Raw genomic sequence first — 16,572 nt, 5'->3', positions numbered from 1 at the left:
CATAAAGTTTGTGAAATAGGTCACCCACTAATGGTGTATAATCTCAAAGTTAACTTGATTCTAAACCGACGTATCGGCATGATTTATAGTAATTATTATTAAGGATATAGAGCTTTCCATGAAAAAATTTGCAATTGTGACTTTGCCACTGCTCTTGGCTGCATGTGTATCTGACGACTACGTTACAAATGTAACTTCAGATAGTTATCAAGAAGAGTACAAAACGGCAAAAGTTGAAGCTCCAGTTGTATCTCAATCTGAGCAAACAGGCGTTGTTGAAGAAAACGTTGTTAACGTGATTAGAACCGAACCTGTTGAGCAGAAAGTCACTCAAACAACTAAAGCTAAGCCAGTTGCAGTAGTGACAGGCCCAACGAAGAAACAACAAGATATGAACCAGCGCTTTGGTTACACGGTTCAAGTTGTTGCTGTTGGCAGCCAGAGTAAAGTCGATTCTTTCGTGAAAATGCTACCTACGACTTCTCAACCAGTTTGGGAAAACTACAAAATGGTTAACGGCACTAAGTGGTTCACCGTACTTTACGGTGATTACGCAACACGCTTAGAAGCTAAAAAGGCAATCTCAACGCTGCCAACCACTTTCCAAAACTTGAAGCCGTTTGTTAAGAGCATTGATGACATCAAGAACTCTGAATACCCAACGCTTAACAAGTTGAACTAAGTTTTAATTCAAAAAGAGGGAGCAAATGCTCCTTCTTTTGTTTTAAGACCAGCAGTTTTGTTTAATAGTTAATCGCTCGTTCTTTCGAACACAATTTTAACGTTCAAAACACTGTACCTATTTCGACTTTTGTTTATCATTGAAGTCAGTATTCCTAGTTTCAAGGACCGAATTTACCCATGAACACCATTAACATCCTTCTACTTTGTGGCGGTGGATCTTCAGAGCATGAAGTATCTTTAGTTTCAGCCAATTACCTTTTTGAACAACTGAATAGCGTTGCAGATTTTAACGTTGTCAGAGTTGAAATTAAAAACGAAGGCTGGTGTCTTGATTCAGGTGAATTGGTTTATCTAGATATCAATAATCAAACCTTACGTGGCGACAACCTAGAGTCTAAAGTCGATTTCATTGCGCCTTGTATTCACGGCTTCCCGGGTGAAACAGGTGACATTCAATCACTGTTTGAAATGGCTAAGATTCCGTACCTAGGTTGTGGTTCTGAAGCGAGCAACAACAGTTTCAACAAAATCACTTCAAAGCTTTGGTACGACGCACTTGGCATCCCAAACACGCCGTATCTGTTTTTATCAGACAACAACGACCAAGCTCATTCACAAGCAACTCAAGCTTTTGAAAATTGGGGCAAAGTGTTCGTGAAGGCGGCTCGTCAAGGTTCTTCTGTAGGTTGTTACCAAGTTAACCAAGTGGAAGACTTAAGCGAAGCGATCAATAAGGCGTTTACCTTCTCTGATCAAGTGCTGGTTGAGAAATCAGTTGTGCCTAGAGAGCTCGAAGTTGCCGCTTATGAAATCGATGGTGAGCTACACATCAGCAAACCGGGCGAGGTGATTGCACCTAATGGCGCATTTTACTCTTACGAAGAGAAATACAGCTCAGACAGCCACTCAATTACCGAAGTTGAAGCAAATAACTTAACAGACGAACAACTAGAGTTAATTGCAGACAGTGCTCGTAAAGTATTCACCCAAATGAAGCTTCGTCACTTGTCTCGTATCGATTTCTTCTTAACGCAAGACAACGAGATCTATCTGAATGAAGTCAACACCTTCCCAGGTATGACGCCAATTTCCATGTTCCCTAAAATGGTTGAACATGATGGCCACAAATTCAGCCAGTTCCTAGAGAACTGTGTGAGAACGAGCATTTCTTAGTTCTTCCAAAATATCTTAGCGAGTCTTACACCACTGGCTAAATAAAAAAATAGCGCCTTGAGCTTACCCGCCAAGGCGCTATTTTTTCAAGATTCCGAGCTTTTTTAGAGTTAAAGCTTTCTAGCTGTCTATTAAAAGCTAACTATCAACAAGCTAACTGTGAACAAAGAGGCCATCAGCTTACAGCCAAGGAGCTATTGGTTTAATGCCAACAGATAGTCAACTTATTGCCAAGGGATCAGTGCTTTAAACTTCATCTTCTCACTCTCAGCCGTCCCCGAATAACCCACATATTGCGCAGGCATTGCAGGGCTGAGCCAACGACCAAAATCCTGAATCTCCCTTACTTTAAGACCTTGTTTTGATAACTCTTGTGCGGCACCCACACGAATCGAATTCCCTGAAAAATGGCGGTTTTCTGCGAGTTGAAGTAAGTCGCTTGCACTTCTTAGTATCCTATAGATCGACGAATCATCTAAAGGTTGCAGACTGATATTCTCATGCTTGTCTATCGCACGAAACACGGGTAACTCATCTTGTGTTCCAGTAAACGCAAACCAACGCTGAAGTGCAGCACTTGCAACTTGTGACAGCCGATACGCTGAATCTTTTACGGTAATCTGGTAATCATTTTCAACGCACTCGACATTACCCATTGATAACGCCTTAAGTTCTGATCGTTTTAAAGCACACTCAAACATCACATTATAAATGGCGATATCTCTGATCTCTTTTAAGCTCGACTTCTCATTTGAAAGTAACGTGTTTAACTCAGCGAGGTGTGCAGATGTCATGGCATTGGTTTGCTTAGCGTCACCAGCCATTTGAGCTTGCAAGTGGAGCAGGGCAAAACGAACTTGTCTATGCTTGATTGGGTTGGCAAAGCCCAACACAGTATGCAACAAACTAAGCGTTGCAGTGTAACGTTTTAAAGATGCGTATTTTCTGTCACTGGATTCAGTCTCAAGAAAACGACGAACAGCAGTAATAGAGGCAGGAAGTGTGTTGATACGGTTTTTAGTACAGAACGCATGGTAGCGATTCCAATCACTGTAGATACCCAATAGTGAGTTACGAGAGTACTGGTATCCTGTTAACTCATCTATAATTTCAATTGTCGCGTGCCTGTTCAATTTTTCAACAAATGAATTAATTGTCACAGAGTCGGTTAAAATAGGGACTTTTTTTCGCAAATTACCGTACCTCGACAGGTGTTTTTACCATATTATGCTTGATATCATTATAAGTATACTTATGATTAATACAGTGAAAACAAAAAGATGATTAATAGATATGGCTAATTCAATTTACCGTAGCGTCCATCTGCAATCGATGGATGCGAACAACACCATTTGGCGTGCTAAGTTAAAAAACAATGTGATTCAGGGCAACCTAGCTGCCGTGAAGAAGAGTATTGATTGGTGGATTGACACGGCGTCTATTATTGACCCTAAAGAGTTCACTGCATTAAATAAGTCGAGAGGAACTGGTGGCCTAACTGAAAACTTCAACGGCTATCAGATCAAGAATGACACCGGTGAGCCTAACGCGTGGTATTGCATGTTTAACGGGCGTCTTATCAAAGGCGGCAAGATTGCAATCCAGCGTCATATAGAAGCTTACTTACTCGCAAAACAAAAAGCAGAGCAACAAAAGAAGTAATTTATGAGCCTAGTATATTCAACAGAAACAGGTCGCATTAAACCTGAAGAAGAGAGAGTCCAACGTCCTAAAGGCGATGGTATCGTTCGAATCCAAAAAGAAACCAAAGGCCGTAAAGGCAAAGGCGTTTCTATCGTAACGGGCTTAGACCTAGATGACGCACCATTAAAACTAATGGCAGCGGAACTCAAAAAAGTGTGTGGCTGCGGCGGCTCAGTAAAAGATGGCAACATCGAGATTCAAGGCGACGCTCGTGACAAGCTCAAAGCGCATCTTGAAAAGAAAGGCTACAAAGTTAAATTTGCTGGCGGTTAAGCTCTAACTAATGCCAGGGGTAAAATCGAAGATTATTATCACTGGTTATTAGGTATTTTATGGTAAATAGCCAATATGGTTAAATACACAGTATAAATCAGAGAATATCGACACCAAATAAAGGCAGGGCATCACACAAAGATACCTGCCTTATAAACGCCAAAACCAATTTAACATAACGTACATAATACGCACTAAGGCTGTTAGAGCAATTTAGTAATGTCCGGTTTGAGCCATTTTAAAATGTCCTCCTAAGCTTACCTATATTGGTCTGCTTAGGAGTTATCCGGATGCTTATTACTATGAGTGAAAAAGATATTCAGCGATTCAAGGTGCTTACTGACGTACGTGAAAAACGACTACGCCAAGTTGACGCTGCTATCATTTTGAATCTGTCTGCGCGTCATATCCGACGTTTGGTAAACAAACTTGTCTCTCTTGGCGCTCAAAGTCTTACACACGCAGCGCGTGGACGCCCAAGTAATCGACGCTACTCAGAACATTTCAGAATTGAAATACTGAAACTTATCCGTGAGCATTACTCTGACTTCTCACCAACGTTCGCTCTGGAAAAACTGACTGAACGACACAATCTATCCGTCTCTAAAGAAACACTCCGTCAATGGATGATCGCCGACGGACTGTGGCTTCCACATTCACAACGCAAACCTCGAGTCTATCAGCCTCGTTACCGTCGTGATTGCTTGGGCGAACTTATCCAAATTGACGGCTCCCATCATGACTGGTTTGAAGGCCGCAGCGACAAATGTTGCCTATTGGTGTTCATTGATGATGCAACTGGCCGTTTGATGAACCTAAGATTCAGCGAGACAGAATCCGCATTTGACTACATGTTGGCGACGCGTGAATACCTCAATGAGCACGGTAAACCCATCGCGTTTTACAGTGACAAGCACTCAATTTTTCGAGTGAATCAGGAGAAACACAAACAAGTTGGCCAAACTCAATACGGGCGCGTGCTGAAAGAACTGGCCATAGAACTCATCTGTGCCAACAGCTCCCAAGCCAAAGGCCGCGTTGAGCGAGCCAACCTCACGCTGCAAGACCGGCTGGTTAAAGAGATGCGCTTACAAGGTATCGACACCATCGAACAAGCCAACGCCTGGCTTCCCTACTTCACCGCCGATTTTAACCATCGCTTTGCTAAGCCCGCTCAATACCCAAAAGACATGCATCGTCCGGTTCGAGAGTCCAAGCAAGAACTCGACGATATTTTCAGTTGGCAAGAAACCCGCAAGCTCTCAAAGTCGCTGACATTTCAATACGATAAAGTGATTTATCTCATTGAACCTACTGAAGAAAACAGCCGACTAGCGCACGAACATGTCAAGATACTCGACTACCCAAACGGTGAAATCGCCATCCAATACGGGCATCGAAAACTCGAATTCAAAACCTTCGACAAACTCGAGCACGTTCAACAAACCCAAATCGTCGACAACAAACGCCTCGGCCAAGTTTTAAAGTTTGCTCAGCAACAACAAGAAGAATTCGAACAACAACAGCAACGAACCCGCAGTAAGAAAGCCCCCAAACGCCGTGCACAACAAAGAGCCCTTCAAACTGCCCCTCGAACCATCAACCCAGTGCTCACCGAACCATTCAAAGCCTCCAGTCGAAAGACCTAATAACGGGACATTTCTATTTGGGGCAAATGAGGACATTTTAAAATGGGATTGACACAGACTGTTGGAGCAATTTAGTAATGTCACTATTTTCCAAAGTTATTCTTGTCATCGTTTCCTCTTAAACCCTTAATACAACTGGTGTCTCAAGCATATTGAGTTCACCAGCATTCTCTAAACGCTCTTTTAACCCAACCATTATATGTGTGGCCAACATCTACATGATTCGTTTACACAAAGCCGATCAACGAGAATATTTGTTCTGTCTGTCTGTCTGACTTACATCTTCTTGTACTCATGATTCAGCGCGCTGTATGTAAACCTTATAGGCATTGCTGTCGTTTCTTTTTCAGATTTCACACACGCCACCGTGTTTCTTGTTGGCTACACGCGTTGAATTCTGTTTTGGGTTATCCACTAAGCCAGTTAAGTTTTCTCACACGAGCTCGTCTGTAAGTCTTCATGCAGAGTTTTTTAAACCAAACTTACAGCTCGCTCTAAAGTTTATGTTTGTTGGTTAGATTGTTGGATTACTCTGTGTTCCTCAGATCTACGTAATGTCACGAACAGATATGTTCAAATCAGTTAAGTCACTTTACCGAAACCACAAACATCCACGCTCGCTGTTACTTGACCTTAGATCATCGTTGGAATGGATTTAAGATACACTTTGGCCGAGCTACCTTGATCACTCCTGAACGACGCGAGTTTAATCCAAAAGAATCGCTCAGTTTTGCGTATTGCCGCGACGCCACGGTCAAATTGATTCCACAAAGTTTTACCCACCTAAAGAACATCCTTTGCCATTCCGTAGCGGTCGTCGTATGCCAGCGAAACCTTGGGTGCCGACTAAATTCAAATAAGAGCAGGTACAACACCCAAACGTAATGACTTATCTCGCTCTCCAGAACTTTTACTTGTCACCTAACCTCCTCTATTAACTTACGATTTTCTAGTTTATTTTGAACTGAGTAATTATTTATGACAAAGCTTAATAGAAGAACAGTCCTCAAGCGAATTGCTTCTAATCAGAGTCAAGTGGCAACGGGATCCACAAGAAGGTGTGGCCTCAACGCTGCGACAACTTGTGTTATACAGACGCCAGTTACCGAGAATACATCGGGGCTAAAATTGAAGAATATCACGAGTTCATCGCCGAATGGGTCTCAATGGAAGGCGATAAGGCAGCACAACTTCCCCGCTCTACAAACCGCAGAGCGCCCAAAGCGACCCCAGAGCGCATGAAAGCAATACTCGAAGCGTTAGAAGAAACAGATGAAAAAACAAGAAGAAAGCACCTAGAGCCGGCGCTTTTTGTGGCTAAATGAATTGACGTGGCTCAAAGTTAATTACCCCTGAGTTTGAGCAAAATGCATTATTAATAGAAGTAATTAATGCCAATACTTGCCCCTCAATTTCAAAGTAGTCATTTCTTGGATGATAGCCCATATTTATGCCAAAATTTTTAAGAGTCGATGTCATTCTAGTTTGATGTTGTTTATACCGGAAAGAGCCGCTCTCAGCTGTTTGAGATTCGTTATTCGATATAAGAATCACTTCGTTTATAGAATTAACACTCGATTTATATGACTCAGAGACATAGACACGACCTTGTGTTGACTCTGTAAATATTGAATTATACCAACCATATACATCAATAGATGAGATACTCAAATGGTCATGCTTACTAAGCTCAATAACTAAGTAATCTTGGAATACTTGTAGGTGTGCAATGTGGTTACTTAATGCGTTTGTACTCACGTTGTTCATGTACGTATGTACTGCAACGACAATGCCACCAATCGTTGCCACTGTTCCAGCAATATAAACAATGCCAAATAATAATTCAATTTGAGGTTTATAGATCTCTTTAGCATTAATTAAGCAGTCGCTAGAAAAACAAAGTTCTAACTCATAGCTTTTTGTCTCAACCATTGTTGAAAATAATGACAAAATTAATATGACCACCCCAAGAAAAGCAATAACAGCTAATGAGATAAAAAATGCATTAAATATTTTTTCGGGCTTATCCATTTTCAACTCTATCATACAAAGGTTTGATTCTATTTAGACGCTCTCGATATTGAGCCGCTGATTGATTAAACGTGCGATTTAAGATATTAAGACGATCTTGTGCCATATAAAATCGTTTCCTATACCAATAAGTTTCTTTTTTATCTAAATAATCTGATTCCAATCGTTTTACTGATAAACTAATTCGCTTCAAATCAGTCTTTGATGGTAATGGGAGTATTTTTTTTAGTTTTTTTAATAGCACCGCGTGTTTATTATGCTTTACCCTTTTTAGTTTGTTAACCCTACCCATACAACGATTGAAGTCTTTTCTGTATGCAAAAGTTGTTCGATAACCAGTTTGAGATGCAAGTTTCTCAATGTTGTGTACAGATGCCCTTAGTTTTCTAAGCTCATCAGACGGATATCTAGGTTCGGAAAAATTCACCCGCATTCCGTGCACCATAAGAGGAGAAATCGATACATAAGAAACTTTAGTTTTTGAATAATTTATAGGTAGATCTTTGTCTTCCAGTATTCTTGTTATTTGTGACATTGCCATCTCAAATTGAAAGTTTGATACTTTAGAAGAAACGGTAATATCGTCTACTAGACGTGTGTAAGTTAAATTGTTTCTTTGTAAACGTTTGACAAGTTGGGGCTCAGTGTCCCACAAACATAAGCTAGCTATATAACTAGATGTTAGCGCACCTTGAACGACTCGTTGTTCAAAGCAACAAATATCAGCCAATAGTTCTGACACATCTTCTGGGTATTTGAAAAAGTCTAAGAAAATCTTTTTAACATGATATATATGGATATTATCGAAAAAGTCTTTTATATCTATTTTAAGTAAACTCTTTGATTCACAATGTTGCGCAGCACAACTAACGTAATCTTTACGTTGGATAACTTTCTTGTCTGGTCCCTTTGTATTTGGAACAGACCCAAAAATGTAATCAGGCCACTCTACAATGCGTGTAAAGATTCTACGATTAATTCTGCGTTGAATTTTCCGAAGCAAAAAATGAGGTTTATAGATAGTTCTTAAAGTTCCATTACTTTTCTCAACTGTATCTCGAGTATATCGATCTTGATCACTTAGTAGAGATAATTCATCAAGATCATTAGGAGTTATGTCTAATGCATCACAAAGGTTTGCTATAGATGAAATGGAGTGTTCTGTTGTCTTTTTAGGGGAAAGATTACACATTATTACCAACAATATAGGCTTAGCCACTCTTTATCCAGAGATGAGAAATAGTGATGTATTCACTGACTACGCTTACTAACTGCCACTATTCCTCTGGCTAAGCCCATCGTCCTTCGCTACTCTCGGTCCGAAGGGGCGAGCGGAGCGCATAGGGTGCGGCTTGGCACAAGCTGAACCGTAGTCCAGCGCTCTTTAAATAAAGAGCATGAAGTAAACATAATTAATATCAGTTGCAACAGGTAAGCGAATCGCTTACGCACGAAATATTGTATCAGCAAATGATTGTTATGCAACTATGAATTTGGTTATAACGCCTTGTATGTACTAAAATTCATCACGAGTATCACGCCCTTCACACTCCGGGAAGTCGAACTCAAGAAAGCCATTCTCATTGAGAACAAACAAAACACTTTCATGTTCGATATCGGCTTCATTCATACCTGAGCAACCACGATAGACTTCCCAATCGAATGAATAATCACACTGGTATTGATCACAACCTACGTAGGAAATGTTTTCGATTTCTATACCATTAACATTGTGAGCCATATGATCTATATGAGAGAGGTCTGGAATTAACCTTTGTTCAAAGTGACTTTTGTTTGCAGCAAGAAATTTAGCTAATTCATCGCATAATTGTGCGCAATTAACTATCGGTTGAGATGAGCTAGTAAAGAACATTCTTCGAAGACTCCTGAAGCTTTATTTTCTGTAGATACTATTAGCTATAAAAAAACATGCATTTAAAGACAAATTGTAGCTGTTATCTTTTACTCTTTATAAATTATACCCATTAACCCCATCTATAACAGTGATTTAAATCATTAGCTGTAAAACTAAATGCTTAGGTCTTAGTCTCTTATAGAGAGCATACAAAAAGTGACACTGCAACATATTTCCACTCCACTTCAATTAATAATGAACAATAGCTGTGGCCTCGTGACTCGTTATCACAGCAAGCCACAAAGCACGCACCCACCGCTCTGATTACAACAAACCGAGCCATTTTAAATTTAACTGTATAAATATACAGTTAAATTGTTACCCCCGTAAAACAGTACTTATTGAGCAAATAACATTCAGAATCAAGGCTCTGCGTTCAGATTTTAAACTTCCATTTGGTTAAATGAATCTCTTTCCTGTATAACCTCAGCTCTGCGTTAGTTTTAGGTATACCGATTCCACCTAAGGCGATACTCAAATAGAATCTTCGATTGCGCCAACTCTAAGGCATTGCGCATTACATTCGAATCACGTGTACGGGTTAGTATCATGAGCGACAAAGCATTCCGAAAACTCAACATATTCCTTTCGATTTTTTGCCTAGCAATCACGCTAGTGTCGTTGATCTCTTTTAATACGCTCATGAATAAGAGCTACGTTATTACACCCGACAAATACCCTACACGCGTTAACACAGACAGAGACCACGATGGTGGCACCGTAGGCTCGTTACACAGATCAAAAGATGGCATTGAGTTACAGTGTGACTTTGAACGGACCTATAGCTTACCCTTCTGTGAAATTGAATTCGTTATATCGACACAAGGTAAAGGGCTCGATCTCTCTACGTTCGATTCGGTCACCATTAATATGGATTACCAAGGCCAAGAAGACCCAAGGTTTCGCTTCTACATTCGTAATTACGACAAGAATTACAGCGTGAAAGGCGATGCTATGTCGAACAAGTTCAATCGCTTAGACTTCTCGCTACCAGATAAAAACCACATCGACTTAAACTACTTCAACGTCCCGTTTTGGTGGATTGATCATTACAGCCAACCTATTACGAGTAGCGCGGTAGACATTACAAACGCGGTGTCTGTTGAGCTTGGGCTCGGAGCCAGCACGCTTGGTGGCCACCATTTAATTAAGATCTCGAGCATTGTTTTCCACGGTAAAGTCATCAGCAAAGCTTTGTTAGGCGAACTCTTAATTGGATTATGGGTGACTTATGCCATCTATTATGTGGGCTGTGCATTACATATCGCACAGCGAAGCAAAACGCGCGCAGCAGAGCAACAACGCTATTTAACCCAAGAAATTGAAGAGCTAAAGGTAAAGGCAACAACCGATCCGTTGACCGGATGTAGAAACCGAACCGAAGCGTTAGATACCTTCTATGATTTCGAATGGCTGGCGCAACAAGGAAAAACGATTCACATCGCGTTGTTTGATTTAGACCATTTTAAGCAGATCAATGATCAACATGGACATGAAGTGGGTGACAAAGTACTTATTCAGTTTGTCGCAACGGCGAACGAGAGCCTTGGTGAGCAGTACTTGCTTTATCGCTGGGGTGGTGAGGAGTTTCTACTCGTTTGCCTGGAACAAACTGCGCTACAGTGTAACGAATCTATCAATGATTTTTACCTAGCAATGGACCAAAGCCCTTGGCCTAATGCGCTTAAAGTGACGACTTCGACCGGAGTAACGCAGCTTAAGGAGCATGAATCGATACGTACTGCCATCAAACGTGCAGACAAAGCGCTCTACCAAGCGAAAGACAACGGACGAAACCAAGTCGTTACGTTTTATTAAGCCTCGCTAGACTGGACTGCAGTTACACATTCAACTCTCTGCTAATACTCAATCACACGCCATTAATGCCCTGTCGATATCTACTCTCCAATTAAGCACCCGTTAGATTCTTAAGTGCTGACCAAACAAGCCCATAAGCTTTGCTGTCTCATCAGAACTTAAATCGATTCGTATGCCTATAAGCGCGCTCTCGCCATCTGCTATAACACCGTTTGCTATAACACCATCTGTAATAACGCCATCAATATCATTCTCAGGTTGATACGTATCGTTCCTGAATCGCTCTATAAACCGCTCTTCCGTACGCCTCTAAGCTTCCTAACCACTTGTTTTAAAAGTCTACATATTTGGCTAGTAAAGCGCGCTCTAACCAGTGGTTAGTCACTCGCGGTATCGGTTTTCAACATTACCGTCGTCACTTATCTCGCACTGTTCTTAGATGAAATCCTCATTTGTCTGCTTCTGAACATTCATGTACTCGTATCCGCTAAAAATAGAAGTCACAACGTCACTAGCCTTAAAAAACACCATCTATTTAACCACTTAGGTGTGGTGACATAAATACTGACACCTTAAATGGCGATTGTTTTACTTTCAGATCTTGCTGTAATTTAATTACAACCAAAAGCCAAGGAAAGCCTGAAAAGTGGATTACTCCGACGTAACTTGCTGAATAAACGGAATTTAATGGTTTTGGATAGGTCGGGAATTTAGGGTAGCTAAAGAGTTGGTATGTACGAGATAATATACTAGAGGGTAATATATCTAGTTATAGTGCACTAAAGGGTTAAAAAAGAAGGGCTGATGCCCTACTCTTCTTTATTACTCATTTCTTCACGAATTTGCTCAGCAACAATTTTAATCGCTTGTCCTGTGCTGATGCCCTGAGTCATCATTTCTTGAATTCGTTCAACAGCTTTCTGTTGTTCTTCGTGAGAAAGGGTTGGTAAGTCGTTTAGCATGCTCTGCTCCTTTATTTAGGAGCAGAACTATATAAGGACTGTTAGTAACTAGCAAGGAAATTGATTGAAGCACCCATTGCATTTTCGTTTGTGTAGTTCGCACTTAGATCTAACTGGAACAAGTTGAGTGGCGAGATACCAATACCGGCTGTGACTGTTCCTTCCGAATCAGAGTAAGCTAGGTTCTTGTAGTACCCTCCCCTTAACTTAAGCTGACGCAGAAGATCGACTTCGGTACCAACACGAATCATCTGTTCGTTATCAGCAAACGAAGTAAACTTCTCAGTCTCGTTTAGGTCGTAATCAACACTGAAAGAAAAGTAATCCGATACGATGCCGGCACCCACTGTGTATACCGGTTCAAGTTGATAAGTGTATTTACCACCAACTTGGTGTGTCGCAGTACTTATGCTGCTGTTTAGCGTTCTCGTCGTATCTTTGGTTTCGATGTCTCGAGAGATTAAGTTAGTTGCTGCAACACCCACTCGGAATGGGCCGAAGAACCAAAGCGCACCTGCATCCATGTTAAATGCAGTTTCACCATCGCTGTTTTCTCTTACATCAGATAAGTCATAATCATCAACCGATGCAACATAGTTGTACGTGTAAATACGTTGGATTTTAGGTGTGATACCAAATGAGATGTGTTGACCCATAAAGGTTTGGTATTTTGCTAAAGAAAGGCCGACTTCTGCGACACCGATTGAAACCGCTTCAACGGTAGACAGTTCCACTTTATCTGCGTCTGAACCTGTTGTGTAAACGTTAGGTGTTGCAAATGATTCTGTGTAGGCTTTAGCGAAAAGGTTTGCCGCGATAAACTGATTAGGAAGAGCAAAGGCGACTACACCACCCAGTTCAACATTGGCTTGGTTGCCATCCAATTTATTCAGCGCCGCATCGAGTTCTGCAGTGTTTGATGCATCAACAACACTATCGATGTTCGATTTCATGTCGTTGGGGTCGTTATAGCTACCACCAAAACTTGGCGTGATCATTCCCATATCATCGTTACGACGATAAATGGCAACAAGTGCTGGGTTATAGAATGGAGCGGTTAGGAAGTTTGCTGAAACAACACCAACACCACCCATCGCATCACCACGCGCTTCAATGGCGTAGTTTGCTGCTGAAAGAGGAAGACTGGCGAATGCAATTGATGCTGCGAGTAGTTTAGTCGTATTTTTCATGCCGTTTATCTTTGTTAGATCCCTTACATAGTTAACGGCTCAATTCTAAATTACTTTAACTCTTCTTCGCTAGAAATATCATAAGTTTTACTGATAGTTTGTGCTTGTTCTATCGCTATGTCACCTTGCCAGCGTGAATGCACCATTGAAACCGCCAAAACATAGCGATCATTGGGAAGTTCTTCGCCAGTGAGGTTCATTGGATAATCAGATTCATAGCTCTTGCCCCACACCTGCTCATAGTGTTCATCGACGTAATCGTACAAACCAATTTCGAGCTTAGGAAGCGGACAATAAGGATTCAGCAGTTCTTTTTTATCAATGCGCCACGTGTCTTTTGATGCCCAACGAACTTGCTGACGAAAAGCAACGTCACCAAGAATAATCCAAGTACTCCATGAATTACCGCCATCGCCTTTCACACTTAAACGATACAGGCCTGACTCAAGTTGAGATGCTAAATTGTAACGCTTGCGGTATAGGCTCACCGATGCGTTGTTTACCACTTCACTGTCTTTGGTTAGCTCACTGTCCGATGAAACAATCTTATCGACCCATTTCTCGAAGGTAATATCTTGAATGTTGTTGTCGGATTCAACATCAATCGATACGCGAAAAGTATCTCGGCCAGGGCTTTGAATGATGTGTCTTTTAACGACGACTGAACTGATCCAATCTGGGAGTGTTTTTCTGGTGAGGGTTTTACCACAATCTTTGTTCAATGCTTGATCGAACAGCTCATTGAGGTGGTCTTCTCGTGATTGAGAAGAGTTGATTTGCCAAACTTCCACTAGTGAATCAAACATCTGAGGTAAGTCATTATCCAACAGGTGTTTATGAACTTGAGTTAGAGTATCGCTACTCTTAAACCAATCTGCAGCTTGCGCGGTATTCACCACGCAAGACAACATTAATAGTGGAAGTAAGGCTTTTTTCATTACGCTTTCATCTTGTAACCAACGCCACGCAGCGTTTCGATTTCTAGACCCGGCAGTTTCTGTCTTAGTTGCAGAACGTGCGTGTCTACCGTACGTGTTGTTGGGAAATGGTTGTAACCCCATACATGGTCAAGCAGCTCATCACGTGTGAAAACACGGCCAAGGTTGCTTGCCAAAAATAGCAGTAGGTCGAACTCAGTGCGCGTTAGCGTGACTTCCAGTTCATTGAAAAACACTTCACGTGTCGCTTTATCGATAACCAGATTTTGAGCCATCACTTTTGATGCGTCTTGATCTTCAGCATCAGGCAGGCGTAACTGCGCGCGAATTCGAGCAAACAATTCAGCTTCAGCGAAAGGCTTAGTTAGGTAGTCGTTTGCACCTGAGTCTAGGCCCGCAACTTTGTCTTTTACTGTTACGAGAGCCGTTAGCAAAATAACTGGGATGTCTTTCTTTTTCTTCCAACCTGGAAGTGAATCTACTGAGTCACCATCAGGAAGTTGACGGTCTAGAATCACTAGGTCCGCTTGTTCCCAGTAGCCTTCAACTTCAGAGATCAGTTCTGCATGCAAACATTCATATCCAGCTTGCTCAAGGCTAACTAATAAACCGTCAGCTAAATTTTTATCATCTTCAACGAGAAGCAATGTCTGTTTCACAAGGTATCTCCAAAATAAATGTTGTTGGGGGGCCGATAAGCGTCATGTGACCGCCCATTTTTCCGACCATAGATTCCACTATCGTCAGACCTAAACCGAGTCCACTCTTACTTACGAATGGCTTTCTTAATTGCCCCCAATCTTTGCGGGACAAGTCTCCATTATCTATAACTTTGAATGTCAGCTTCTTGTCAGAAGTATTCAGTTCTAGTATCACTGGTGCGACACCGTATTTAACGGCGTTTCTGATCAGGTTGTCGATGCACGTTCCTAACCAATATACGTTTATTTTTGCAGCAATGTCTTTGTTTACACGGAGTTCAATACCCGGTGCAAATTCTTCTTCAACTTTGTATTGAAGCCACTCTTCAACGCTTGGTACCCACTCTGTTGCGAGCGGTTGGTTGTCTGATTGCAAATAGTCTTTACTTGCTTCTGCCAACTGTCTTAAACGGCGAGTATCTTCACACAGCCTACGAAACTCATCATATACCGATTCTGGTAAGTGTTCGAACTCGCGTCTGAACCCTTCAACCGTCAATGACAAACTTGCAATCGGCGTTCTTAATTCGTGCGTTAGGATTTGAAGCACCAGCATGCGGCTCTTCATCTCTTGTTTCTTACTGTTCCAACGGTAAACTGCCCACCCCAAAACAAGCATGATGTTGGCGAGCACCAAGATAAACATGGCGACTTGCAGAAGCTCTGAATGATCTTCTATTTCCCAACATACATTACCGCGCTGAACAAAACAGCTTTTGCCTTCTGAAGATAAACTGAACGATAATCCAGAAAGTGTCGCGTTTTCATTCCAGTCTGATTCTTTGTATAGGTAATATCTGTCGCCGCGTTTTACCCACATTTCGTCAAGCTCGACAAACATGCTCGCACCAGCTAACAGTGCCGTGATGGCCTCACTGTCCATGTTTTGTAAACGAGATAACAGTTCATCATGTTCAGTGTTTGGACGCTCTTGAATATGCATAAAGCGTTTCAAAGAGTCGAACTTGTCCGGGTACTTCTCTACGTATCGCGCCGCATAAGAACCACCACCAGGGTGAATCAAGCCACTACGGCTGAACCAACGATCAGAAAGCTTGGTTCCTTTACACATTGCACGAGTAAAGACCAAAGGCTCGGTGATCAACGGGCTTAACGGTAATTTCCCGCTACAGGTTTTTGATAACTGGTATAAGCGCTGTATGTCTTTTAATGGGTACTCTGCGGTTTGTGGCAGCATAGAAGACGGCATGATCAAACGTGTTGGATAATCGGCCTGCAACAATCGAATATCATAAGATTCGATTGCGGTTTCATGATCAAAGAGTTTGGTGAAATTATCGATACGCTCAGGTAAAGAGTCAGCAAGCGCGTTTGCAGACACAGATAACGTAGCGATAAGAAGAGTAAATGTTCTTTTGATGATCACAAACCAACGCAAATTCATATAGATCAAACAAATATATACCATTCGCTATCAAAGATAAATTTTTAACCGCATGAAAAACAGTGGGAATGGTGAGTTATAGCGATAAATCCCATCATATTAGGATTGTGTTGCACAGGCGCACTCGCA

General features: G+C 41.5%; 17 protein-coding genes. 8 read left to right on the top strand and 9 right to left on the bottom strand.

All coding sequences use genetic code 11. From position 1 onward, the window contains the following. The first annotated feature begins 118 nt into the window (after nt 1-118). Together AACU28_RS05015 and AACU28_RS05010 are read left to right on the top strand one after the other, a co-directional pair. Nucleotides 119-682: an SPOR domain-containing protein gene (locus tag AACU28_RS05015; RefSeq protein WP_004730988.1), complete on the top strand. Its 564-nt coding sequence runs from the start codon at nt 119-121 to the stop codon at nt 680-682. Between the two features lie 179 nt (nt 683-861). After that, complete coding sequence (locus AACU28_RS05010; protein ID WP_054546869.1) at nt 862-1,857, top strand: D-alanine--D-alanine ligase; 996 nt, start codon at nt 862-864, stop codon at nt 1,855-1,857. A gap of 224 nt (nt 1,858-2,081) precedes the next feature. Here AACU28_RS05010 and AACU28_RS05005 read toward each other — a convergent pair whose 3' ends face one another. After that, nucleotides 2,082-3,050: a tyrosine-type recombinase/integrase gene (locus AACU28_RS05005; RefSeq protein ID WP_121602486.1), complete on the bottom strand. Its 969-nt coding sequence runs from the start codon at nt 3,048-3,050 to the stop codon at nt 2,082-2,084. 100 nt (nt 3,051-3,150) lie between these two features. Here AACU28_RS05005 and AACU28_RS05000 point away from each other — a divergent pair, with 100 nt between their 5' ends. From AACU28_RS05000 to AACU28_RS04980, 5 genes are all read left to right on the top strand, one after another. Continuing rightward, nucleotides 3,151-3,519, top strand: a complete 369-nt coding sequence (locus AACU28_RS05000; protein ID WP_004730993.1) for a DUF3319 domain-containing protein — start codon at nt 3,151-3,153, stop codon at nt 3,517-3,519. A gap of 3 nt (nt 3,520-3,522) precedes the next feature. Beyond that, on the top strand, nt 3,523-3,834 hold the full coding sequence (gene yciH / locus AACU28_RS04995; RefSeq protein WP_121602485.1) for a stress response translation initiation inhibitor YciH: 312 nt from the start codon (nt 3,523-3,525) through the stop codon (nt 3,832-3,834). Between the two features lie 302 nt (nt 3,835-4,136). Next, nucleotides 4,137-5,483, top strand: coding sequence for an ISNCY family transposase (locus AACU28_RS04990; RefSeq protein WP_121602780.1), 1,347 nt, complete (start codon nt 4,137-4,139; stop codon nt 5,481-5,483). 627 nt (nt 5,484-6,110) lie between these two features. Continuing rightward, nucleotides 6,111-6,368, top strand: a complete 258-nt coding sequence (locus tag AACU28_RS04985) for a DUF3653 domain-containing protein (protein ID WP_339373988.1) — start codon at nt 6,111-6,113, stop codon at nt 6,366-6,368. A 173-nt stretch (nt 6,369-6,541) separates the two neighbouring features. Next, nucleotides 6,542-6,808, top strand: a complete 267-nt coding sequence (locus tag AACU28_RS04980) for a hypothetical protein (protein WP_259462615.1) — start codon at nt 6,542-6,544, stop codon at nt 6,806-6,808. Here AACU28_RS04980 and AACU28_RS04975 read toward each other — a convergent pair. The 3 genes from AACU28_RS04975 to AACU28_RS04965 form a co-directional block, all read right to left on the bottom strand. Then, nucleotides 6,801-7,514: a retron Ec48 family effector membrane protein gene (locus AACU28_RS04975; RefSeq protein ID WP_258186818.1), complete on the bottom strand. Its 714-nt coding sequence runs from the start codon at nt 7,512-7,514 to the stop codon at nt 6,801-6,803. The genes AACU28_RS04980 and AACU28_RS04975 overlap by 8 nt on opposite strands. After that, complete coding sequence (locus AACU28_RS04970; RefSeq protein ID WP_258186819.1) at nt 7,507-8,733, bottom strand: reverse transcriptase family protein; 1,227 nt, start codon at nt 8,731-8,733, stop codon at nt 7,507-7,509. The genes AACU28_RS04975 and AACU28_RS04970 overlap by 8 nt, the downstream gene beginning before the upstream one ends. Before the next feature lie 297 nt (nt 8,734-9,030). Beyond that, nucleotides 9,031-9,387 (bottom strand): hypothetical protein, encoded by a 357-nt coding sequence (locus tag AACU28_RS04965; RefSeq protein WP_121602484.1) that lies wholly within the window; start codon nt 9,385-9,387, stop codon nt 9,031-9,033. Between the two features lie 552 nt (nt 9,388-9,939). On the opposite strand from AACU28_RS04965, the gene AACU28_RS04960 reads away from it, so the two are divergent. Beyond that, nucleotides 9,940-11,247, top strand: a complete 1,308-nt coding sequence (locus tag AACU28_RS04960; protein ID WP_121602483.1) for a GGDEF domain-containing protein — start codon at nt 9,940-9,942, stop codon at nt 11,245-11,247. Nucleotides 11,248-12,056: 809 nt separating this feature from the next. Here AACU28_RS04960 and AACU28_RS04955 read toward each other — a convergent pair. Genes AACU28_RS04955 through vxrA form a run of 5 tightly spaced genes read right to left on the bottom strand, consistent with a single transcriptional unit; the run spans nt 12,057 to nt 16,443 of the window. Then, nucleotides 12,057-12,209: a YoaH family protein gene (locus AACU28_RS04955; protein ID WP_017073513.1), complete on the bottom strand. Its 153-nt coding sequence runs from the start codon at nt 12,207-12,209 to the stop codon at nt 12,057-12,059. A 41-nt stretch (nt 12,210-12,250) separates the two neighbouring features. Further along, nucleotides 12,251-13,399, bottom strand: coding sequence for a conjugal transfer protein TraF (locus AACU28_RS04950; protein ID WP_121602482.1), 1,149 nt, complete (start codon nt 13,397-13,399; stop codon nt 12,251-12,253). Nucleotides 13,400-13,449: 50 nt separating this feature from the next. Then, entirely contained in the window at nt 13,450-14,337 is an 888-nt protein-coding gene (locus tag AACU28_RS04945; protein WP_121602481.1) for a DUF2861 family protein, read from the bottom strand. Continuing rightward, complete coding sequence (vxrB, locus tag AACU28_RS04940; protein ID WP_009845363.1) at nt 14,337-14,996, bottom strand: response regulator transcription factor VxrB; 660 nt, start codon at nt 14,994-14,996, stop codon at nt 14,337-14,339. The genes AACU28_RS04945 and vxrB overlap by 1 nt, the downstream gene beginning before the upstream one ends. Continuing rightward, nucleotides 14,971-16,443 (bottom strand): sensor histidine kinase VxrA, encoded by a 1,473-nt coding sequence (vxrA, locus tag AACU28_RS04935; protein ID WP_017081079.1) that lies wholly within the window; start codon nt 16,441-16,443, stop codon nt 14,971-14,973. The genes vxrB and vxrA overlap by 26 nt, the downstream gene beginning before the upstream one ends. Between the last annotated feature and the right edge of the window lie 129 nt (nt 16,444-16,572).

The sequence above is a fragment of the Vibrio sp. SBT000027 genome (genome assembly GCF_963894355.1).
Taxonomy (GTDB): Bacteria; Pseudomonadota; Gammaproteobacteria; order Enterobacterales; family Vibrionaceae; genus Vibrio; species Vibrio splendidus.
This window is presented reverse-complemented; position numbering and strand designations above follow the sequence as displayed.

Excerpts from the sequence above, each read along its gene's own strand:
- AACU28_RS04945 (WP_121602481.1), bottom strand. The coding sequence starts at position 14,337 with ATGAAAAAAGCCTTACTTCCACTATTAATGTTGTCTTGCGTGGTGAAT.
- AACU28_RS04965 (WP_121602484.1), bottom strand. The coding sequence starts at position 9,387 with ATGTTCTTTACTAGCTCATCTCAACCGATAGTTAATTGCGCACAATTA.
- yciH (WP_121602485.1), top strand. The coding sequence starts at position 3,523 with ATGAGCCTAGTATATTCAACAGAAACAGGTCGCATTAAACCTGAAGAA.
- AACU28_RS05010 (WP_054546869.1), top strand. The coding sequence starts at position 862 with ATGAACACCATTAACATCCTTCTACTTTGTGGCGGTGGATCTTCAGAG.
- vxrA (WP_017081079.1), bottom strand. The coding sequence starts at position 16,443 with ATGAATTTGCGTTGGTTTGTGATCATCAAAAGAACATTTACTCTTCTT.
- AACU28_RS04975 (WP_258186818.1), bottom strand. The coding sequence starts at position 7,514 with ATGGATAAGCCCGAAAAAATATTTAATGCATTTTTTATCTCATTAGCT.
- AACU28_RS04955 (WP_017073513.1), bottom strand. The coding sequence starts at position 12,209 with ATGCTAAACGACTTACCAACCCTTTCTCACGAAGAACAACAGAAAGCT.
- AACU28_RS05015 (WP_004730988.1), top strand. The coding sequence starts at position 119 with ATGAAAAAATTTGCAATTGTGACTTTGCCACTGCTCTTGGCTGCATGT.
- AACU28_RS05000 (WP_004730993.1), top strand. The coding sequence starts at position 3,151 with ATGGCTAATTCAATTTACCGTAGCGTCCATCTGCAATCGATGGATGCG.
- AACU28_RS04950 (WP_121602482.1), bottom strand. The coding sequence starts at position 13,399 with ATGAAAAATACGACTAAACTACTCGCAGCATCAATTGCATTCGCCAGT.
- AACU28_RS04990 (WP_121602780.1), top strand. The coding sequence starts at position 4,137 with ATGAGTGAAAAAGATATTCAGCGATTCAAGGTGCTTACTGACGTACGT.